A 17653-nucleotide genomic window follows, 5' to 3' on the forward strand; every position below is an offset into this window, starting at 1 on the left:
AGGATGGCATGGAGCTCGGACTGGGACGGTTTGGCGACCGTCGCCTGGAAAAAGGGGGGCTATTACGGCAAGCCGGGTCCGGTCGTCATGCTTCAGGGTTGGCTCGAGTTCCAAGCCATGAAACGCGGCGCCCACCTCATGCTCCCCCCACGGGATAACCAGAGTGATGTGTGAATCCAGTAGCCCCGGCGGGGAGAGGTGATAAGCGCCGATCTCGCTCGCGTCCTATGCCGACCGCTCGTGCAATCCGGCGCGACGGGTGTTGCGGCGGACCTCGACCGCGTCGGCGAGCTGTTCGAGCACAGTTGCCGTGGTCGGCCAATCGATGCAGCCGTCGGTGATGCTCTGGCCGTAGACGAGCGGCTCGCCCGGCACCACGTCCTGGCGGCCGGCGACGAGATTGCTCTCGATCATTACGCCCATGATGCGGTGCTCACCGCCGGCGATCTGGCCGGCGATGTCCGCCATCACCAGCGGCTGGTTCTCCGGCTTCTTGCTCGAATTGGCGTGACTCGCATCGACCATCACCAGCGGCGCGACGCCGGATTTGGACAATTCGTTGCAGGCCGCCGCAACGCTTGCCGCATCGTAGTTCGGATGGCTGCCGCCACGCAGGATGATGTGGCAGTCCTCGTTGCCGGCGGTCGAGGCGATCGCCGAGCGGCCGAGCTTGGTGACAGCCATGAAATGATGCGGATGCGATGCCGATTTCACCGCATCTGCCGCGATCCGCACATTGCCGTCGGTGCCGTTCTTGAAGCCGACCGGACACGACAGCCCGGACGCCAGCTCGCGGTGGATCTGGCTCTCGGTCGTGCGCGCGCCGATCGCGGCCCAGGACACGAGGTCGGCGATGTATTGTGGCGTCGTCATGTCGAGAAATTCGGTGCCGGCGGGCAGGCCGAGATTGTTCACGGCCGACAGCACGTTGCGCGCCAGCCGCAGGCCCTTGTTGATGTCGAAGCTGCCGTCGAGCTCGGGATCGTTGATCAGGCCCTTCCAGCCGACCGTGGTGCGCGGCTTCTCGAAATAGACCCGCATCACGATCTCGAGCTGATCGGCGAGGTCCTCGCGCATCTTGGCGAGACGCTCGGCGTAGTCGAGCGCGGCCCTGGGGTCGTGCACCGAGCAGGGGCCGACAACGACCAGCAGACGGTCGTCCTGGCCGTTCAGGATGGCATGGATGGCGTTGCGCGCGGCCATGACCACGCGGGTGGCGGTGAGCGTGCGCGGGACCTCGCGCATCACCTCGTCCGGGGTGCTCAGTTCTTTCAGTTCGCGGATGCGAAGATCGTCGGTCGTGCTCAGCACGGCAGGCTCCTGTTTGTTTCGAACCTGCCGGCAATAAAAAAGCCGCCAGGTCTGGCGGCTTGTTCGGACGTTTGCTGCAATATTTCAGATTGAGCGCGATCCTCCTGCCGCCAGCGAGCTGTCGTAGCTAAAGTACCAAAAATAGCTGGTGGCGACGGTGATCATGGCAGGCCATATAGCGCGCCGTTCGAGGGTTGTCACCCCCCAATCGGCGCAGCAGGCGACGAGGCGGGTCAGGTGTTGCTGTTGCGCGCCGCCAGCGCCATGCCGATCAGGCTGGCGCCGCCGAACAGCAGGTTGATACCGACGAGGATGCCGATGGCCCATTCCGCGGAGCTCGGCAACCCCGTGATCACCATGAACGAGATCGCGATGTCGACGAGGCCCGAGATCAGCAGCCACGACCAGCGGCTGCTCAGCTCGCGGCGGTGCTCCAGCGCGTACATGATGGTCGCAACCCCCTCGGCGAGGAAGTAGGCGCCAAGCACGATGGTCAGCGTCAGCACGGCCTGGACCGGCCGGGCTAGCAACAGGATGCCGGTGAGCACGGCGAGCGCAGCCGAGATCAGCGACCACCAGAAGCCGGGCGTGTTGCGCGCCCAATAGGTCACGATCAGCCCGCCGATGCCGCTGATGAGGAACATCCAGCCGAGGAAGATCGCGATCGCAAGGCTTGCGAGCGGCGGCAGAATCAGCGCCGCGACGCCGAGAACGGCGAGCAGGATGCCTTCGAACAGGAACGCTTTCCAATGCGCCTTGACGGTCTGGTTCATCGCGGATTGAAGCCGTGAATAATCCTCGGGCGATGTCATCGGCAGGCTCCAGATCGAAAGGTCAGCGCTCAATCTAGTACGCGCGCGGCGCGCGCGCCATGCGGTGGATCAACCGCTGCCGGACGCCGACGAAAAACCTTCCGCGCTGGTACGGATACGGTTGCGGCCGAGAATGTAGATCGCGGTGGTGACGACCAGAAGCGCAAGGCCGAGCAGGATCGAGACGAAGCCGATCGGGATCAGGGCCAGCGTCAGGTTGCGCTCGGGATTGATCAGCCAGTGATGGATCGAGGTCAGCACGAAGGCGAGGCCGAGAAAGCCGACGCCGCCGCCGGCGAGCAGCAGCGCCCACATCCGGCGGAGCTGGCTGAGCCGCTCCCGCGCAATATCGGTCCGGGGGGCGTGGTGGCGGGCGACGCGCCGGACCAGGCGGATCGCGAAGGCGATCGAGCCGAAGCCGACCAGCAGGCTGGCCGCGCCCAGCCACATCCGCAGCGTGGGATCGAGATCGGGCATCCTTTGCAGAGTCAGCAGCGGAAAGTCGAACGCCGAATGCAGCGCGAGCGGGCCGGCGAGCATCAGGAGGCGGCTGGACAGGCGCGCCCAGTCGCGGTGGTGGCGGTTCGCGCCCAGCGCCGTGCCGGCGCGTGCGATCGTCAGGTAGGCGCCCGCGATGATGCCGAGCGCGCCGTGGAACGGCACGGTCAGCACGCTGCGCAAGGCGGCCAGCGAACGCCACATGTCGGCGTGCTGGACCAGATAGGCCAGGTTCTCGTAAGCAGCGAAGCCGAGGCCGACCGCAGCGCCATAGACCACTGTGTCCATCGGGTTGGCAAAGGTCCGCCGCTTGGTCGAGGAGATCAGAACGATGGCGATCACCTTGACGGCTTCCTCAGGCAGCGCGACGCCGAAGATCGAATGCATGGCCAGCGCCGCCCAGGGATCGTCGGGGGCGGCGACCATCTTGGCGAAGGGGGCCCGGGCAAGGCCAAGCAATGAGATGCTGGCCGCACCCAACAGGAAGGCGGTCCAGACCTGAGCGGGCGGGCCGGGTCGTTCTTCAGCGGCGATGACAAGCCACAGCATCAGCAGCGCCGGGGCGATGGCCGCAGTTCCGATGACGGTGGGCAACGCTTCGATCAGGTACATCGGCGCCGAAAATAGGTTCCCTTGATCCGCTAATCTACATTCAGCGATGCGACCATGTGTCATGCGCTCGCTGTCGGCCCACTTAACGCACGCGACAGCTGCCGTTCATCTGCCGCCGCATGCCGGGCTGGAGAATGCAAGCGTAATCAATTGCATCCCAACACCAGTTCGTCAGCCATGGCAACGGCGGTGTCTGACGGGATCGGAGCGCGTTGGCAAATCGGATCAATGATATGCGCGGATTTCTTTGAGTCGCCGGGCAGCTTGCTACGGCTATCGCAGCGGAGCGCCGAAACCAGGCTGGTCCCTAGATTGGACGGCCGGCAGGCCTGCTAGTTGCGGTTGGGGTCCCTGCGGGGCGGCGAAGCGGTCCGGTGCGACCGCGCCTGTTCCAGTTCCCAGAAGACGCGTACGAGGCACGTGCCGAGGCAGAACACGATGAGCATCAGCAGGAAGACTTGGTCGATGGCGGGGATGTGCATCATGACGATCATAAAGCAACGCCCATGCCATGCGTTCCCGCACCGGCCGGCGCTTTGCCCCGTTAATGGGTGGTGAACGGCGGCGGCGCTTCGGGGGCGACGTCGAAAGCACCGAGATGGAACTCGCCGCCCGGGGATGTGTCGGGGTCACCCGGCTGCGCCAGCAACGTGAACGCGGCCTGCGGATAGAGCTTCCAGATCTCCAGATCGCCGGCGGTGATGGTGAGCCAGCCGAACGTGTACATGTAGCGTCCGGGCTCGGTGACCCGGCCGACCCTGTCCCAAGTGATCTTATCAACGGTGATCTTATCAACCGTGGTCTTGTTGACTGCCATCCGGTCCCCCGATCGCGAGTCCGCAAATGACGTCCGGATAAGGCACGGACCGTGGAAAGCTGATCCCGCAATGGGGCCGCGATAGGGCAGCGATGCGGAGGCGAGACGGCCGGTTCGCCTCAAGCCGATTGCTGCAGCGGCGAGCGCGCAATGAGGTGGACGACGTCGTCACGCGCCTGCTTTTCGGCGAATTTGACCGCGAAGCCGTTGTCGAATTTGCGGATGACCCGCCCCACGCAGGCGCCGACGGCCAGAGCCGTTCCCACCGGCGGGTCGTACTCGCAGGATATGGCGACGCCGGCCGTGGAGACGTCGATGATGAAGCAGGGATGGGTGCTGCCGTCGGCGAGCGTCAGGTGGCTGTGCGAGATCTGGGGAACGAAGCGCGCATCACGCCGCAGCTCCTGGATGCTGTCGTCCTTTTGCTTCTTCTCCAGCCAAGTCAGCTTTTCCGACATCCAGGCGCGCCGCGCCCGCGTCATGTCGAGCTCCATCAGGAAGCCGGCTTTCAGCGTCGCGCTGATGGTGCACTGGAATTCGCCGAAATCCTGGAAGTAAGACGTAAGCCGCTCGCCGACCTTGCCGACGACGGGCACGTCCACGATCATGCGGAACGGCGAGACGCGCTTGGTGCGGCAGGCGAAGGTGCGCAGCTTGCCCTCGCAATCGTACCAGCGCGGCAGCGAGTAGCTGCCGTTCACGGCGACGTCCACTGCTCGTTGCCTGAGGAACTCTGTGACGGACATGCGCGCCAACCGTGTTTGGGATCGTTCCCGTAATTCCACGGTAGCAGTCAAATTCTAAGTAAATGATACCGGCGCTCAAAAGCGGGGGTAAATTTCCGGTAAACGCGCGGCTCGGTCGCGCCGGAAAAAGCGCGGCATAAGGACCCGCTTTGCTCCAGGCTTTCTCACAACCTCGTCATTGAGGGCGCGGCGGTAAAGGCGCTGCCTAGTAAGATCCGAACAGCACCAGCAAGGCCAACGCGCCGAAGGCCACGGCGAACTGGATCGTCGTCCATGTCAGGCCGTTCCGGCTGATCTCCCATCCCAGTTGCGGCAATGCGCGCCGCAATGCGAGCGCCGTGAATGCTTCGACGACGGCGAGCAGGAGGGCGATGCCGGCGAGGAAAGACCAGGAATCCGCCGGCGGCATCCACGGCGCGAGCCAGACAGGCACGGAGCCCTTCAAGGCGGCCAGCAACGCGAACCATCCGAACCAGAATGCGGAGCGCTTGACGATGTCTGCGCCGATCGTTTCGGGCTCGAGCCGGATACCGATCCTTGCCAGCGCGGTTTCAATGCGCCCGCCGTCGGTCAGGAGGATGAACGCCCCCAAATAGAGCGGGATGCGCGATTGGAAGAGCAGGGCGGCGACACCGAACAGGACCGCGTAGCCGACGGCATCGCCGAGCAGGTCCTGGGCGCTCCTACCTGATGGCGCCGGTGCAGTCGGCGCAGGATTTGCCTGACGCTGCGGAAGCGATCTGGCGCGTGCCATGTGCTCCAGCATTTTGGCGCGCCGGTCCGACGGATGCTGGCGCGGACGGCTCAGCCATCGCGGAGCGACCGGCATGCTTGCGGATGCGCCGGACGAACCTTCGATCTCGGGATTGCGCTGCGCCATGGGCCTGAACCGGTTCCAACGGACGTTGGTCGGTGGAGGGCGGCGGGGAGGTTCACTGGGAAGTGGCGAAAATAGCAGCCCGGCCGCCGTGGCGGCTCGCGGCCGTCGTCGCTGGCGCTCCCTAGCGGAATCGAACCGCTCTCTCCACCGTGAAAGGGTGGCGTCCTAACCGATAGACGAAGGGAGCAAACGCAGGGCCCTGCCGTTGTTCCCGGCACGGCCGCTGGCCGGCCGAACACGGCCCGGCGGCTTGCAGCGGGCGAACGTATAGTGGCCTTTCCGCCTCCGGGCAAGCCGGTCGGGCCGGTCTTTTGGCCCCGGTGGACAGCGCCGATCCGGGGATTATCGGCGGGCGATTGCAACGGTTTTTTAGGGGGCGCCGGGTAGCGCTGGGCAGGGAGATCTCTCGCCGATGCCACCGCCGAAAAAGCGCGCAGCCCGCAAGCTGCTGTCGAAGCACGCCTGGATCACGCTCGACGGCGGCTTCGCCGCGCGGCATTGCCTGGTCCAGGACATCTCGGATTCCGGCGCCAAGATCACCCTGGACGAGGACGCCAGCCAGCTCCCGGGCGTGATCCGGCTCGCCTTCGCGCGGGATTCGCGCACCGGGCGGAGCTGCCAGGTGGTCTGGCGCCGCGGCAAATCGGCCGGCATCAAGTTCATCTGATCGCGGGTGCGTCCGCCCCGATGGCGCGCTGCGCCGGTCCGGGCTAGAACGCCGCCATGCGCACCAAGCTCTTGATCCTGATCTCGCTGCTCATCACGTCCGCCGCCGCGGCGGAGACACTGCGCCTGCCGCCTGCCGAGCGGCCCCAGGCGGGCGCGACGACCGCGCCGCTGAAGAGCACGGCCGGCAAGGCCCGAGCAGGCTCTTGCGCCTCCTATGGCCCGCGCTTCGTCATGGTCGAGGGCACCGGGACCTGCGTGAAGATCGAGGGCTCGAGCCGCATCGATACCACGGTCAGGCGCTAAAGGCCGATGTCGCCGGATCTCATCCGCCTCGATCTCATCGTTCCCGTCGTGATGTATTGCGCGCTGCTGTGGTGGGTCGGCCGCGGCCTGAGCTGGACGGCGCGGCTGGCGACCGCGGCGGTGACCCTGGTGCTGATCGTCTGCGTGCTGCTGGTCGAGCGCGGCTGGCGCTAGGCCCAAGAGACTAGGCCAAGAGCAAAAAGCGCGAAAACAACCCCATGCACAGTAGCCGTCAAGTGCGGAGGTGACGGCGAGGGCTTGCGCCGAAACGCGGATTCATCGTGTTCTCGCCGCAGCTTACGCCGCGCCGCCGGCTCACGACATCGGCGGTGCGACATGCTGTGCAAATCCGGGCCGTTTGCCGAGCTCGGCGAGCCAGCGCGTCAGGTGCGGCTGCGCCGGCCGGCTGATGCCCTCGACCCCGAGCCAGCGCCGCGCATAACAGCCGACCGCGATGTCGGCGAGCGTGAAGGCGTCGCCCTCCATGAACCGGCGCGAGGAGAGCAGGCGGTCGGCAATCGCCCAGACCTCAGCGGCGGTATCCGCATCTCGCTGCACCTGGATCATGTCGCGCTCGGCGGGCGCCGTGCGCACGATGCCCCAGAACACCGGGCGGTCGACCGGCTGCACCGTCGACAGCGTCCAGTCGAGCCAGCGGTCGATCGAGGCGCGCTGCTTCGGCGCTTCGGGATAGATCGGCGTGCCGCGTCCATGCGCGAGGCAGAGGTAGCGCATGATCGAATTGGATTCCCACAGCACGAAGTCGCCCTCGACCAGCGTCGGGATCCGCGCGTTGGGGTTCATCGCCAGATACTCGGCCTCGCGCGTCCGGCCGTAGCTCATGCCGGCGTCGATGCGCTCATAGGGCAGATCGAGCTCGGCCAGGCACCACAGCACCTTTTGCACGTTGACCGAATTGGCGCGGCCCCAGATCGTCAGCTTGGTGTCAGGCATGAAACGTCTCCCGCGGCGTTGTTGCTTGTCGCGGGTGATAGCGGAATTCGCCGTTTTGAGCGATGCGCGATTGCATCGCGCCTCTCATGCAAAAAGCTCCGCACGCGGCGGAGCTTTCATTGCATAGTTCAACCTGGCAAAGATCAAACCGTCGCTCAGCGGCCGAAGAACAGCCACAACAGAATGATCACCGGGATCGGCACGCCAAGCATCCACAACAACAGCCCTCTCGCCATCGTATCCTCCTCCAATTGCATCACTGGAGGGTGAACGCGGACCGCGAGCGCTTGTTCCCGCGTGCAAACCTACCAATGACCGGTGTTGGGCATCGACAGCCAGGGCTCCTGCGGCGGCTTCGGATCGCCCTTCTGCAACAGCTCGATCGAGTGCAGGTCCGGCGAGCGCACGAAGGCCATGTTGCCGTCGCGCGGGGGACGGTTGATGGTGACGCCGGCCTTCATCAGCTTCTCGCAAGTGGCGTAGATGTCGTCGACCTCATAGGCGAGATGGCCGAAGAAGCGATCCTCGCCGTAGGTCTCTTCGTCCCAATTCCAGGTCAGCTCGACCAGCGGCGCGCCGCGCGTCGGCGGCTGCTTCTTCAGCGCCTCGAGATCGTCCGCCGAGCACAGGAACACGAGCGTGAACCGCCCCTTGTCGTTCTCGATCCGCCGCACCTCCTTCAGCCCGAAAGCATCAATCCAGAACTTCAGCGCGACATCGAGATTGCGCACGCGCAGCATGGTGTGGAGGTATCGCATGGTTGTTGCTCCCTGGAACGGACGGAGGATTTTGTCTTGGGCCGGGACGGCGGGCTAAGGAGATAGCAGGAAACGGGGAGGAGGGGCAGGGGGAAGGTAGCCATGTAGACGGTTGCGAGTAGCGTCGCCAAGTTGCGGCAGCTCCAGTGCTGGATTGGTGGTAAAAGACCGCCATGCTTCCCAGCGCGAGGCTTCGCTAATGTATGTCGGCTACTTCGACGAAGTGAAAGCGGATAGAGAGCAAGGTAGAGACAATTATTTGGTCGCTGGCCTGATTATCCCGATGGACCAGATAGGCACGATCGAAGGGCAAATCACCGCGCTCGCTGAAGAGCTTTTCCAGTCACGAGAGCTGACGAAAGAAACCGAGTTTCACGCCGACTCAATTTACCGAGCAAAGGATAACTTTCGCGGCAAGAGCATGGCTGACCGCGCCAACATCATTGGCCGGTTGGCGAGGATAATCGGCGAAAACCAATACATCGCAAAAGTGTATGCTGCCATCGACAGCGCAAGAATCTACAACCCCGACCAGGCAGCGGAATTTGCTTTCGCTCATTTCGTTGAACGAGTGCAAATGTGCGTACTCGACCGGCCGTGCGTGCTTATCGGCGACCAGGACGACCTAGAAGCAAAGAACATGGTTCGCGATTTCGCTCAGTTTCGGGCACGCGGCACGCCCTGGGCCCACGGCATCGAAATCAAAACCGTTGTCGACACCGTTCACTTCTGTAAATCGCACCACCCTAGGCTTATTCAGCTTGCTGACGCCTTCGCTTGGCTCACCGTTCACAAATGGAATCTGCGAAAAGGCGAGATGAAGAAGCTGGTAGACGAAGCCATTAAGGACGTGAACTTGTTTCCCAACCGATACAAGTGTTGGCCGAACACTTAACCTCGCGGTGGTGCGGGCACAGGCTGCCAACGCGTGAGCCTCATCTTCTGCACAGGCGCTGTATTCGCTGATTTCCGTCAGGCATGCAGAGCATTGGCTCCCGCCATGCCAAAGGCTCCACGTTGGAGGCGCTAGCGGCCAGAGTTTCTTGTACCATCTGTCGGTGCCGTGCTGATGGGCAGCCCTGCGCTACGGCGACTTCGAGCTGGGCAGTTTATGGAAGTAGATGTTCGCTCGCGAATTGAAAGAGAGCGTGTTGGGTTTGGGTCTTGGACGATCGGGCTCAGCGATAGCTCAACCCAGTCTGCGCCCGACGATTATTTTGTAGATCGGCAAGCCGTTGTCCTTGAAGCCGCTGTGAGCGAAGAACCGCAGCGAGACTAGCCAGTGGTCAACGTCTTTGATGCGCACAGGCTCAATATCAATTCGATGCAAACTGCCGGGTGGCTCGGGCGGCGGCGGATTTTCTCGGGGAACGCCGACGTAATGGGGCACATATGGGTACTTGCCCAAAATGAGCCCCGGTAGGTCCATTGGGTCGAAGCCCGATAATCCAAGGTGGGCTACAGCCTGGCAATAAGCAATTCTGGCGATGCCTCGGGCGAAAGCCGTGTAATTGATCGTTCCCGTCGCCCGGACCTGTTCACGCTCCATCTCTGCTGTCTTCTGCATGCTTTCTGGTATCCACCAGTAGGCGTGAGCCTGCATGATTGGGAAGTCGGCAGTGGGCATTTCTCCAAGAAGGATGCTCGGCAGTTTCCAGATGGGCATGACGAGGAAGTAGGGGTGCTCGGTTGGCGCGAACTGCCTCACCTCGCGGGTGCCGTCCCGTTTGATGATCTCGGCCGGAAGCTGGGTCGGACGCTCCTTTGGTCGCCGTGACTTCATACGGGCGTGGGAGCGGTACTCATGGAAGATCTGGCGGGCCAGGTAGCCATCCAAATAGCTGGTGATCTTCTCGCAATCGCCGCAGCTCGCCGCCTCAATGACGGCCTTCCCGCCAAGGGAAAACGGGATGATGTGCTCCTCTTTTAAAGGTCCGGTTGCGCCGCAGTAAATGCAGCGACCATACCCGGCAAACTTATGCCCCTGAATATCGACCATAGTGCTGGAATCCGCTTGCAACCCCCGGATGTTTTGGAACTATAAGGCGGTTTTCGGGGGTATCTCAATGTCGAAGCTGGATTTCGAGAAGGCCAAGGGCGACATCGCCCAGATCGTTGAAATCGTTAAGACGGTCCCCGAGGCGCTACAGCAGCGATGTTTCGAGCTGCTGTTCGAGAAGGCGTTTTCGGAGGCTAAGCGGGCACCCGAGCCCGCAGCAAATGAAAGGCCAACCGAGCCTGCAGAGCCCGTGGCGGGGAAGAAGCTGCCGGGAAACATCAAAGCCATCCTGCGGCGGGGGGATGTAACCGAAGACGACTTGGGCAAGCTATTCATGCTCGAACACGACCCCCTACTGCCGGTCTACAAACTGCCCAAGGGAAACACTTCCAAGGCCCAGATGGCGAAAGTCATGATGGTGTTGTTGGAGAACGGCCTTCTGAACAACAGCCTCAGCGCCCCATATTCGGAGCTTCGCGAAGCTCTGAAAGACGAAGGGCTGCACGATGGCAACTTCAACAAGGTCCTGAAGCGCAATGCCGAACTGTTCAAGGGTGCCATCACCAAGGACGGCATCGACGAAATCGGTACTGTCGATTTGAGCGGCGCAGGGTTGGAGAAGTTGGCTGAGACCATCAAAGAGCTGGCCCAGTGAAGGATAAGCTGCTTTCGGCAACGCGCGATCACGCCAAAGCCGTTGCTGAAATCCAAAAAAGGGTTGGACGATATTCTGGAGCCCAAATTCAATCTGGGAGCCTGCTCGCCGATGTACAGACCCTCGCATCGGTCTGGTTCGATAGAGTCAAGGATGCACTAGAGGCCGGGAAGGTCGCGCCAGACCTGGTCGGGGAGGCGAATACCGTCTTCGACAAAATGCTGCGGCTTTCCAAGATGAAGCCAAGAAAGACGACACTGATCGCCGAGCTGACGGCCGCGGTCAATGTCTATAAAAAGCTGGTCCACGTGATCGAGACATCGTCATTCGCGTCGTCACAGGCCCTCAGCATAGCGCCCTTCATCGAGGGGCTGCAGGGCGACGAGACTGATTACTTGGACGAAGCCCAAAGGTGTCTAACCGTCGAGGGTTTGCGAGCCTGCGTAGTGCTAGGATGGTGCGCCACCGTCTCTCGCATCCATCGGAAGATTGAAGACCTCGGCTTCGATAAGTTCTCCCAAGCAACGCGGGAGATGGCCGGAAAGACGACAGGGCGCTTCAAACCCTTCAAAAAGCAATTCCAAATCGAGTCGAGGTCCGAACTGCAGACAGTGTTCGACACCGACCTGCTTTGGGTTCTCGAATATCTTGAGCTTATCGACAACAACCAGCATCAACGCTTGCGGCATTGTTTCGAGTTTCGCAACAACTCGGCACACCCGGGCCTGGCTCCAATCAAGGGTCCGAATCTCTACTCGTTTTACTCCGACATCAGCGAAATTATCCTGAAGAATCCCAAGTTCGCGCTGCCTTGAGCCCTTGCGAAACCCATGACTCTTGTCGCGTGGTAACGCCGCGCTATGATCGTGGGCCGTTGCAATTTCATTCCGGACGGAGGCTTATTCACCGTCGGAGAGCGGCGATCGAGAAGAGATGGGTTTCGCAAGAGCTCAACCCATCCTACGCACGGCATCACGTTCGAAGCAGCGCCGCCATCTCTTTCCAATGATAGATTCGCACCTTCTCCGTTTGATGCCGCGCGGCTTTGGCGATGGCGTGCGCGATGTCGTTCCCGGCGAGCCCGCGATAGCGGTCGGCCGGGCCGACGAGCAGCGGATTGAGCACGCCCCAGATCGCGATGATGAGGCGTTCACGCGGGCGGTCCTCGTCGCGCGCGCCGAGGATCATCGACGGGCGAAAAATGTGCGTGTGCTCGAAATGGAGCGCGAGAATGTCGCGCTCCACCTCGCCCTTGGTCCTGAGATAGAACACGCTGGAAGCGGGGTTGGCGCCGACGGCCGTGACCAGAAACACCGACCGCGCGCCGTTCGCCCTCGCGATCTCGGCCGCCAACACCGGATAGTCATGATCGATCTTGTAGTACTCGGCCTCGTCAGGCGTGTGCTTTCGTGTCGTCCCCAGCGCGATGAAGACCTCGTCCGCAACCAATTGCGGCTTGAGGGTGGGCAGGGAAGCGAGATCGCCGATCAGTACCGTGAGCTTCGGATGGCTCAGGGCCAGCGGCTTGCGGGCTACCGCGACAACCCGCGAATAGTCGGGGCTGTCCAGGAGGTCGCGCAGCAAATGCGAGCCGATGAAGCCGGTTGCGCCGAAGACAAGTGCGGTCTTCATTCAAGACACCGTTGTGCGTTGATTACCTGATTGTTTAGTGAAAGTCGGGGGAGTGAGGCACGAGGGTTGCCGTCGAAGAACGTGCGTGAGCTCGCAGGATGAGTAGAGCACTTGCGAGACCATCATGCTTCTTCACGCAACAAGGCCATCGATGGGTTTCGCTTCGCTCTCCCCATCCTACGAGCTTGGCTTGGTAGCAGTAAAGCCACGCAGAACGCCTAGGCCGAGCCGAAGTGCTCTAATCGTCAGTCATATCAGAACGCGAACCACGCCAGCACCGCGATGACCGGGAGAATTGCCACGCCGAAAAGCACCAGGGGTGCGGGTTCGTTGCCCGTGCGGTCGCTCATGAAGGCCTCCTCAAGGACAGCCCCGCGGCGGCGGCGCCACGGGGCTGTCAGTGCCGACACGCAGGGGGGGGATGCCGGCACTGCTTGATCGGTGAATTCCGATTGGCCGGACTTGTTCCTAAGCGCGCTGCGCCGAGATCCGAAGGGCGCTCTGATGCGTAAGGCCGCGCATCACTCTGGCTCGGCTTCGTCGTCACCGTTATCCAGCTGCGCCGATATTCCTGCGCAGCTTTCAACAGAGCTTCTCGGATTTCGCCGTCTGCCGTCTGGGCGGCGAGAGCTTCCGCGCGGTCGGCCTGCTGCTTGAGGGAGTCCCTGGTCATAGCTGGCCAACTCGGCCGGCAGCTCACCAGTTCCTCACGCCGCCTTCTCGACACCCTTCGCGATGATCTCGACTTCGAAACAGCCCATCTCGCGGAGCTCGGCGGCCTTCTTCTCGGCTGCTTCCCTGGTGTCGCGTTTCAAGATGATCTGGCCCGCTCCGTCGCGGGCGCAAACGAAATAAGGCATTTTCGATTCCCAATTTCGTTTGCATACACACGGCACCGCATTCCCGCAATTCCCGCGCCTATTCCTCCAGCCCGGCCTTTTGCCGCATCTTGTCGATCAGCTCAGAGGCCTCGGCCTTGGTCAGCTCCTCCTCGGGCGGGCTCTCGTGCGCCTGCTCGGCGAGGGTCTTGAGGTAGGATTCCTGGGCTCCGGTCATCGGGTCATCTCCGGAAACCCAGTCCTTCGGTTCCTTCCGGGTGTTATCGGCCATCGCGCATCTCCTTTTCCGTCTCCGTACAACGTCGGACTCGACTCTGCGTTCCTCTTTTGTTCTTATGGGCCAGCTCCAAAATTCGCGAGGCGGAACAATGCCGGACCTGGACTATGTCAGGCGGGAGATCGAACGGATGCGTATCCAGATGGGAAGGCACAGGAGGGAGATCCTCCAGCTGCAGCGGGCCGGCATCGGCACGGCCTCGGCCGAAGCGCTGCTGTCGCGGATGGAGGCGAAGGTCGAGAGTCTTTGCGCGCAGCGCGATGCGCTGAAGGCGGCGGAGCCGCGCGCGGCCAAGGGCAGGGTGCTCGGCGGGAGGACGTGGTGAGCAGGCGATGGTTCGACGACGAGCGAGAGCTGTCGCCTTTCCTGGCCGCGCTCGAGGACGTACGCCGACGGGCGACACGGGAAGGGTGGTGCTACGCCCACGTCCAGGCCATCATCGTGGCGATCGACCAGTACGCGGAAGCCGCGACCGGCAACCGCGAGTATTTCCTCAACAAGCCGGTCTCGATTGGTGAGAGCCGGAAGGCCGGGGACGTGCCGTAAGGAGATCGTGGACAGCGGCGAAATTTAGCCCGCCGGCGCCGAACCCCGGTTCCGCCGGCGCGACCAATTCTTATGCTGCAAGCCCTGCTCAGCGCGATCGTGGAAATTCTCCTGTCGGCCGCATGGAGTGCAGTCATCAGGTTCTTCGGCCTGGAAAATGCCGTCGAGATCGCGACGGCTGTCCTCGGCCTCGCCTGTATCGTGATCGGCTCTGCGGTGCTGCTGCTGGGGCACGGATGAGGAGAGCTTCGTGAAGACGATCACGCTGCTTGCGGTGGCGGCCATGTTGCTGCTGGAGGCGTTCGGCCCGAGGTCGAGCGTCGGCGGCTCGATGAGCTTCATGCTGGTCTTTGTCGTCGTGACGCTGGCGGTCGCGATCTACGAGGCGTGGTCGAACGAGCGCGGCGTGATGGGATGGATCGTCAATCTCGTCGCATCAATCGTGGGCGGCCTGACGGCGGTTGCCCTGATCGGAATGGGCATGGAGGCCGTGTTGCCCTACCTTCGCCTCGAAGGCTCGTTCGCCTCGTGGCAACATCCGCTGAAGTACGTCCTCGTTGCGATCATCGCGATCTTGATGGTGCTGGGAACGTGGCTCCCCCTCCGGGTCTTGAATCGGCTCCGCTGATAACACCCTCAGACGCCCCCTGGGACGACAGCCGAGGCAGCCATCCCCGACGCCTGCAGCTAGGCCGCGATCCGTTGTTCGACCGGAGCCGTCAGCAGCTTGAGCGCTTGCGCATGTTGCAGGTCGGGGACCGCGATCGCCGTGTGGCTGTAGGCCGCGTGGCTCCCTGACCTTGCGATCCCATTGAGGATCTCGCTGCCCTTGATGACATGGAGGCCCATGCCCTCGTCGGCGGGGAAGATTGCCAGGACCACGTCATAGGCCGCGATGACGGCCTTGAGCGCTTCGGCCTTGTCCTCGGCGAGCTCGACAAAGACACGAACATCGGCCGCGAGTTCACGCAGCTCGTCAAAATCAAGCACTGTGGGATACTCCAACGCAACGAGACTGAATGGAGCTTGGCCGCGTTAGGTTACTGAAGCGTCAACAACACGCGCCCGGCCACAAGTTTCACGACGAGGTGACGTCAGGCTCCAAAGCGCGACGCGACGAGACATGAATCGCCGTTGCGCTTCGGGTTGTCGTTCAAGCATGATCGTTCCGGAACGCCGCTGCGCAATTTTTCGGATCATGCGTCAGCGCTTGGCGTCCACCTTGCGCAAGCGGGCCTCCGCGGCCTCGTCCACGAGGCTCAAGGCGAGGCCGTCATAGCTCAGCTTGAGCCCGCGGCCGACGATCCAGGTCCATCCGTCGCGGTCCTTGATGGCTTGCGCGTTGAACTGGTCGGAGATGGATTTCACCGCAGCATCCTGCGGCCCCGGATTGTTCACCGTCGCACTGACGCGCCAGATCGGGCGGCTGGGATCAGCCTCGTCGCTGTCAACCGTGACCTTGGCGCCGTTGATATCGCATTCAAGGGTAGAGGAGTTGCGACCCTGACGGCAGAGATAATGGCGTCGACTGACGAGCTTGCTGGTCTCCTCGGATGTCATTCCGGGCGAGAAGCCGAAGATGTCGGACTTCTTCACGACGGCGAGGGACGCAGGTTTCAGGAAGCTCGGCTGGAGCGCCACGAGGGCGGCGACGGCCACGACGATCAAACCTGCGATGACGATAGCGACCTTCATGAGCACCCCGCGGCAAACCCTCAAGCCATTATAGCAGCCGGAGACGTTCTGCCAGGCGCGCAAAGCGAAAACCCCGCCTGGGGGAAGCGGGGCTCTCTGGTGGGGTGAAGCTTGGGGACTTCAATGATGAGACGCGCCAGGGACAAAATGGTTCAAAAGGAATGTGGCAGGCCTGCGCCAGCTTGCACAGGAAGTCGGGAACCCCGCAGAGCCGCAGCTTGCGTTTTCAGCCTCGATGGGTTCTAAGCCCGTCACTTCATGACCTCAGGCATGAAATCAGCCAGCGCGCCCCCCGCGCTTCAGGCCGCGTCCACAGCAAAAATTGCTCGCGCGCACAAAAGGAATTCAGAGATGGCGAAGATGACGAAAACCCAATTGATTGATGCGATTGCCGAGGGCACGCAGCTCTCGAAGAACGATGTGAAGTCGGTGATCGAATACATGGCCACCGTCGGCTACAAGGAGCTCAACGAGTCCGGTGAGTTCGTCATTCCCGGCTTCGTGAAGATGTCGGTCGTCAACAAGCCGGCGACCGAAGCCCGCATGGGCGTCAATCCCTTCACCAAGGAGCCGATGCAGTTTGCGGCCAAGCCCGCGAGCAAGTCGGTCAAGGCCTCGCCGCTGAAGGTAGCCAAGGACGCCGTCTAGGACGCTGGCGCCATCGTTGCAGCGCGCTCTTCGCAAGACGGCGCAGCGATCGAGGGCTGAAGACAAAAGTGGTGCTCGGCGTCCGCGATGCCGAACATCGCCGCGACGATCAGGACAAACAAGAAAACCCCGCGCTTTCGCACGGGGCTCTTCCGACTGACGACGTTGGGATTTCAGCGCCTGGCCGTCAGCCGTAGCTCAAACTTAAAGTTGAAAATCCAAAAAGCAACAGCGCCGCGGGTGACGGAATATGTTCGTTCACCGCGGCGCTGCCATATAACTGGGCGCTGAAATCCCCAGCTTTCATGGGTCCGCGCTGCGCCGAAAAGGTTCAAAGCGACGTGCCGGGAAAATCGCGCCAGGGGCTGGACTTTTTGTTCCCTCTTTGTTCTAATGCGCCTCCTCTAGATCGACCGCAAGGAGGTGACTCATGACCGTCGAAAAGCAGCGCGAAGTGATCAGGCTCTGGAACGAGCTCAGGAGGCTCGAGGGTCCGGCCGCAGAAGAGCTCCGCATTCAGATCCTGGAATGCTTCTCGGAGAAGAGTAAAGCGAAGCGGGCGGCCTGATCTGCGCGCAGAAGCCGCCTGCGGGAACGACGTGCAGGAACGAAGCTGTGCCGTCAGCGTTCGGCCTGCATGACATGTCCGCGATGCGCCCAGCCGATGACGGCGGTCTCCGCCAACAGCTTTCGATGTGAGCCATGCCGCGAGATCGTCATCGTGTTTGCGGCCGTCTCGAAATTCTTGCCGCCGAAGATCGTGCCGGGGAGTCTTGCGGCAGACGACGTTGCGGCGCGCGCTTTCATTTGATCGTTAGGAATCGCGTTGCGCTGTTTTTCCGATTCCGATTCGTTCTTTGAGAACGAAAAGGAGTCGAAGCTGGAACGAAGCCGGTCGGCAAGCAGCGCTGTCGTAACTCTGCTTCGCATGAGGGGAACGCAACGCGTCGCGATCGCACCGCAAATTCCTAACGATCCTTTGCGTGGAAGCCGATAACCCTA

Annotated in this window: 28 protein-coding genes and 1 tRNA gene; 12 read left to right on the top strand and 17 right to left on the bottom strand. The window is 62.3% G+C overall.

The features are described 5' to 3' along the window. Positions 1-225: 225 nt before the first annotated feature. The 8 genes from DCM80_RS27405 to DCM80_RS27440 form a co-directional block, all read right to left on the bottom strand. Positions 226-1311, bottom strand: coding sequence for a 3-deoxy-7-phosphoheptulonate synthase (locus DCM80_RS27405; RefSeq protein WP_257194555.1), 1086 nt, complete (start codon positions 1309-1311; stop codon positions 226-228). A 233-nt stretch (positions 1312-1544) separates the two neighbouring features. Continuing rightward, positions 1545-2123 (bottom strand): HdeD family acid-resistance protein, encoded by a 579-nt coding sequence (locus DCM80_RS27410; protein ID WP_257194556.1) that lies wholly within the window; start codon positions 2121-2123, stop codon positions 1545-1547. A gap of 69 nt (positions 2124-2192) precedes the next feature. Further along, the gene (locus DCM80_RS27415) at positions 2193-3233 is read right to left on the bottom strand and encodes a PrsW family glutamic-type intramembrane protease (protein WP_028136589.1); all 1041 of its coding nucleotides are present in this window, start codon (positions 3231-3233) and stop codon (positions 2193-2195) included. A gap of 332 nt (positions 3234-3565) precedes the next feature. Next, the gene (locus tag DCM80_RS27420; RefSeq protein ID WP_257194557.1) at positions 3566-3727 is read right to left on the bottom strand and encodes a hypothetical protein; all 162 of its coding nucleotides are present in this window, start codon (positions 3725-3727) and stop codon (positions 3566-3568) included. 50 nt (positions 3728-3777) lie between these two features. Next, positions 3778-4050, bottom strand: a complete 273-nt coding sequence (locus tag DCM80_RS27425; RefSeq protein WP_257179596.1) for a hypothetical protein — start codon at positions 4048-4050, stop codon at positions 3778-3780. Positions 4051-4169: 119 nt separating this feature from the next. Beyond that, a complete protein-coding gene (locus tag DCM80_RS27430; protein ID WP_257194558.1) occupies positions 4170-4796 on the bottom strand; it encodes a PilZ domain-containing protein in 627 nt (208 codons plus the stop codon). Positions 4797-5001: 205 nt separating this feature from the next. After that, complete coding sequence (locus DCM80_RS27435; RefSeq protein ID WP_257194559.1) at positions 5002-5676, bottom strand: hypothetical protein; 675 nt, start codon at positions 5674-5676, stop codon at positions 5002-5004. Positions 5677-5788: 112 nt separating this feature from the next. Then, positions 5789-5863, bottom strand: a tRNA-Glu gene (locus DCM80_RS27440). A gap of 225 nt (positions 5864-6088) precedes the next feature. On the opposite strand from DCM80_RS27440, the gene DCM80_RS27445 reads away from it, so the two are divergent. The 3 genes from DCM80_RS27445 to DCM80_RS27455 are packed head-to-tail and all read left to right on the top strand — an operon-like array spanning position 6089 to position 6822. Then, positions 6089-6343, top strand: a complete 255-nt coding sequence (locus DCM80_RS27445) for a PilZ domain-containing protein (RefSeq protein ID WP_028136585.1) — start codon at positions 6089-6091, stop codon at positions 6341-6343. Positions 6344-6399: 56 nt separating this feature from the next. Beyond that, positions 6400-6648: a hypothetical protein gene (locus DCM80_RS27450; RefSeq protein WP_257194560.1), complete on the top strand. Its 249-nt coding sequence runs from the start codon at positions 6400-6402 to the stop codon at positions 6646-6648. A gap of 6 nt (positions 6649-6654) precedes the next feature. Further along, positions 6655-6822 (top strand): hypothetical protein, encoded by a 168-nt coding sequence (locus DCM80_RS27455; protein ID WP_063831427.1) that lies wholly within the window; start codon positions 6655-6657, stop codon positions 6820-6822. Between the two features lie 141 nt (positions 6823-6963). Here the strand turns inward: DCM80_RS27455 and DCM80_RS27460 are convergent, their stop codons facing one another. Together DCM80_RS27460 and DCM80_RS27465 are read right to left on the bottom strand one after the other, a co-directional pair. Beyond that, a complete protein-coding gene (locus DCM80_RS27460) occupies positions 6964-7602 on the bottom strand; it encodes a glutathione S-transferase family protein (protein ID WP_257194561.1) in 639 nt (212 codons plus the stop codon). 305 nt (positions 7603-7907) lie between these two features. Continuing rightward, positions 7908-8360 (bottom strand): VOC family protein, encoded by a 453-nt coding sequence (locus DCM80_RS27465; RefSeq protein ID WP_257194562.1) that lies wholly within the window; start codon positions 8358-8360, stop codon positions 7908-7910. 199 nt (positions 8361-8559) lie between these two features. Here DCM80_RS27465 and DCM80_RS27470 point away from each other — a divergent pair, with 199 nt between their 5' ends. After that, entirely contained in the window at positions 8560-9255 is a 696-nt protein-coding gene (locus DCM80_RS27470) for a DUF3800 domain-containing protein (RefSeq protein ID WP_257194563.1), read from the top strand. A gap of 294 nt (positions 9256-9549) precedes the next feature. On the opposite strand, the gene DCM80_RS27475 is transcribed toward DCM80_RS27470, so the two are convergent. Beyond that, entirely contained in the window at positions 9550-10359 is an 810-nt protein-coding gene (locus DCM80_RS27475) for an HNH endonuclease (RefSeq protein ID WP_257194564.1), read from the bottom strand. A 67-nt stretch (positions 10360-10426) separates the two neighbouring features. Here DCM80_RS27475 and DCM80_RS27480 point away from each other — a divergent pair, with 67 nt between their 5' ends. Together DCM80_RS27480 and DCM80_RS27485 are read left to right on the top strand one after the other, a co-directional pair. Further along, positions 10427-11014, top strand: a complete 588-nt coding sequence (locus DCM80_RS27480; protein WP_257194565.1) for a hypothetical protein — start codon at positions 10427-10429, stop codon at positions 11012-11014. Continuing rightward, on the top strand, positions 11011-11829 hold the full coding sequence (locus DCM80_RS27485) for a hypothetical protein (protein WP_257194566.1): 819 nt from the start codon (positions 11011-11013) through the stop codon (positions 11827-11829). Before DCM80_RS27480 ends, DCM80_RS27485 begins: the two co-directional genes overlap by 4 nt. A 157-nt stretch (positions 11830-11986) precedes the next feature. On the opposite strand, the gene DCM80_RS27490 is transcribed toward DCM80_RS27485, so the two are convergent. From DCM80_RS27490 to DCM80_RS27500, 3 genes are all read right to left on the bottom strand, one after another. Then, positions 11987-12646 (bottom strand): oxidoreductase, encoded by a 660-nt coding sequence (locus tag DCM80_RS27490; RefSeq protein ID WP_257194567.1) that lies wholly within the window; start codon positions 12644-12646, stop codon positions 11987-11989. A 707-nt stretch (positions 12647-13353) separates the two neighbouring features. Continuing rightward, positions 13354-13506 carry a hypothetical protein gene (locus tag DCM80_RS27495; protein WP_257194568.1) on the bottom strand — a complete coding sequence of 51 codons (153 nt, stop codon included), beginning with the start codon at positions 13504-13506 and terminating at the stop codon, positions 13354-13356. Between the two features lie 58 nt (positions 13507-13564). Continuing rightward, positions 13565-13756, bottom strand: coding sequence for a DUF3072 domain-containing protein (locus DCM80_RS27500; protein ID WP_257194569.1), 192 nt, complete (start codon positions 13754-13756; stop codon positions 13565-13567). Positions 13757-13853: 97 nt separating this feature from the next. Between DCM80_RS27500 and DCM80_RS27505 the strand changes: the two genes are divergently transcribed. From DCM80_RS27505 to DCM80_RS27520, 4 genes are all read left to right on the top strand, one after another. After that, the gene (locus DCM80_RS27505) at positions 13854-14087 is read left to right on the top strand and encodes a hypothetical protein (RefSeq protein ID WP_257179608.1); all 234 of its coding nucleotides are present in this window, start codon (positions 13854-13856) and stop codon (positions 14085-14087) included. Next, entirely contained in the window at positions 14084-14308 is a 225-nt protein-coding gene (locus tag DCM80_RS27510; protein WP_257194570.1) for a hypothetical protein, read from the top strand. Before DCM80_RS27505 ends, DCM80_RS27510 begins: the two co-directional genes overlap by 4 nt. 72 nt (positions 14309-14380) lie before the next feature. Further along, on the top strand, positions 14381-14548 hold the full coding sequence (locus DCM80_RS27515; RefSeq protein WP_257194571.1) for a hypothetical protein: 168 nt from the start codon (positions 14381-14383) through the stop codon (positions 14546-14548). Between the two features lie 10 nt (positions 14549-14558). Beyond that, positions 14559-14936, top strand: coding sequence for a hypothetical protein (locus tag DCM80_RS27520; protein ID WP_257194573.1), 378 nt, complete (start codon positions 14559-14561; stop codon positions 14934-14936). A gap of 59 nt (positions 14937-14995) precedes the next feature. Here the strand turns inward: DCM80_RS27520 and DCM80_RS27525 are convergent, their stop codons facing one another. Together DCM80_RS27525 and DCM80_RS27530 are read right to left on the bottom strand one after the other, a co-directional pair. Further along, positions 14996-15298, bottom strand: a complete 303-nt coding sequence (locus tag DCM80_RS27525) for a hypothetical protein (RefSeq protein WP_257194575.1) — start codon at positions 15296-15298, stop codon at positions 14996-14998. A gap of 213 nt (positions 15299-15511) precedes the next feature. Next, positions 15512-16003, bottom strand: coding sequence for a hypothetical protein (locus DCM80_RS27530; protein ID WP_257194577.1), 492 nt, complete (start codon positions 16001-16003; stop codon positions 15512-15514). A 351-nt stretch (positions 16004-16354) separates the two neighbouring features. Between DCM80_RS27530 and DCM80_RS27535 the strand changes: the two genes are divergently transcribed. Continuing rightward, positions 16355-16651, top strand: a complete 297-nt coding sequence (locus tag DCM80_RS27535; RefSeq protein WP_018323108.1) for an HU family DNA-binding protein — start codon at positions 16355-16357, stop codon at positions 16649-16651. A gap of 430 nt (positions 16652-17081) precedes the next feature. Beyond that, positions 17082-17219 carry a hypothetical protein gene (locus DCM80_RS27540; protein ID WP_164719058.1) on the top strand — a complete coding sequence of 46 codons (138 nt, stop codon included), beginning with the start codon at positions 17082-17084 and terminating at the stop codon, positions 17217-17219. 53 nt (positions 17220-17272) lie between these two features. Here DCM80_RS27540 and DCM80_RS27545 read toward each other — a convergent pair whose 3' ends face one another. Further along, positions 17273-17581, bottom strand: a complete 309-nt coding sequence (locus tag DCM80_RS27545) for a hypothetical protein (protein ID WP_257194579.1) — start codon at positions 17579-17581, stop codon at positions 17273-17275. Positions 17582-17653 lie beyond the last annotated feature (72 nt).

This window comes from Bradyrhizobium sp. WBOS08, assembly GCF_024585125.1.
Lineage (GTDB): Bacteria > Pseudomonadota > Alphaproteobacteria > Rhizobiales > Xanthobacteraceae > Bradyrhizobium > Bradyrhizobium japonicum_B.

What these genes read in the sequence shown, in the direction of transcription:
- DCM80_RS27450 (WP_257194560.1), top strand. Translation starts at nt 6,400, where the DNA reads ATGCGCACCAAGCTCTTGATCCTGATCTCGCTGCTCATCACGTCCGCC.
- DCM80_RS27410 (WP_257194556.1), bottom strand. Translation starts at nt 2,123, where the DNA reads ATGACATCGCCCGAGGATTATTCACGGCTTCAATCCGCGATGAACCAG.
- DCM80_RS27470 (WP_257194563.1), top strand. Translation starts at nt 8,560, where the DNA reads ATGTATGTCGGCTACTTCGACGAAGTGAAAGCGGATAGAGAGCAAGGT.
- DCM80_RS27545 (WP_257194579.1), bottom strand. Translation starts at nt 17,581, where the DNA reads ATGCGAAGCAGAGTTACGACAGCGCTGCTTGCCGACCGGCTTCGTTCC.
- DCM80_RS27535 (WP_018323108.1), top strand. Translation starts at nt 16,355, where the DNA reads ATGGCGAAGATGACGAAAACCCAATTGATTGATGCGATTGCCGAGGGC.
- DCM80_RS27465 (WP_257194562.1), bottom strand. Translation starts at nt 8,360, where the DNA reads ATGCGATACCTCCACACCATGCTGCGCGTGCGCAATCTCGATGTCGCG.
- DCM80_RS27505 (WP_257179608.1), top strand. Translation starts at nt 13,854, where the DNA reads ATGCCGGACCTGGACTATGTCAGGCGGGAGATCGAACGGATGCGTATC.
- DCM80_RS27480 (WP_257194565.1), top strand. Translation starts at nt 10,427, where the DNA reads ATGTCGAAGCTGGATTTCGAGAAGGCCAAGGGCGACATCGCCCAGATC.
- DCM80_RS27460 (WP_257194561.1), bottom strand. Translation starts at nt 7,602, where the DNA reads ATGCCTGACACCAAGCTGACGATCTGGGGCCGCGCCAATTCGGTCAAC.
- DCM80_RS27490 (WP_257194567.1), bottom strand. Translation starts at nt 12,646, where the DNA reads ATGAAGACCGCACTTGTCTTCGGCGCAACCGGCTTCATCGGCTCGCAT.
- DCM80_RS27425 (WP_257179596.1), bottom strand. Translation starts at nt 4,050, where the DNA reads ATGGCAGTCAACAAGACCACGGTTGATAAGATCACCGTTGATAAGATC.
- DCM80_RS27420 (WP_257194557.1), bottom strand. Translation starts at nt 3,727, where the DNA reads ATGATCGTCATGATGCACATCCCCGCCATCGACCAAGTCTTCCTGCTG.
- DCM80_RS27475 (WP_257194564.1), bottom strand. Translation starts at nt 10,359, where the DNA reads ATGGTCGATATTCAGGGGCATAAGTTTGCCGGGTATGGTCGCTGCATT.
- DCM80_RS27435 (WP_257194559.1), bottom strand. Translation starts at nt 5,676, where the DNA reads ATGGCGCAGCGCAATCCCGAGATCGAAGGTTCGTCCGGCGCATCCGCA.
- DCM80_RS27495 (WP_257194568.1), bottom strand. Translation starts at nt 13,506, where the DNA reads ATGCCTTATTTCGTTTGCGCCCGCGACGGAGCGGGCCAGATCATCTTG.
- DCM80_RS27530 (WP_257194577.1), bottom strand. Translation starts at nt 16,003, where the DNA reads ATGAAGGTCGCTATCGTCATCGCAGGTTTGATCGTCGTGGCCGTCGCC.
- DCM80_RS27500 (WP_257194569.1), bottom strand. Translation starts at nt 13,756, where the DNA reads ATGGCCGATAACACCCGGAAGGAACCGAAGGACTGGGTTTCCGGAGAT.
- DCM80_RS27455 (WP_063831427.1), top strand. Translation starts at nt 6,655, where the DNA reads ATGTCGCCGGATCTCATCCGCCTCGATCTCATCGTTCCCGTCGTGATG.
- DCM80_RS27445 (WP_028136585.1), top strand. Translation starts at nt 6,089, where the DNA reads ATGCCACCGCCGAAAAAGCGCGCAGCCCGCAAGCTGCTGTCGAAGCAC.
- DCM80_RS27515 (WP_257194571.1), top strand. Translation starts at nt 14,381, where the DNA reads ATGCTGCAAGCCCTGCTCAGCGCGATCGTGGAAATTCTCCTGTCGGCC.
- DCM80_RS27540 (WP_164719058.1), top strand. Translation starts at nt 17,082, where the DNA reads ATGACCGTCGAAAAGCAGCGCGAAGTGATCAGGCTCTGGAACGAGCTC.
- DCM80_RS27415 (WP_028136589.1), bottom strand. Translation starts at nt 3,233, where the DNA reads ATGTACCTGATCGAAGCGTTGCCCACCGTCATCGGAACTGCGGCCATC.
- DCM80_RS27430 (WP_257194558.1), bottom strand. Translation starts at nt 4,796, where the DNA reads ATGTCCGTCACAGAGTTCCTCAGGCAACGAGCAGTGGACGTCGCCGTG.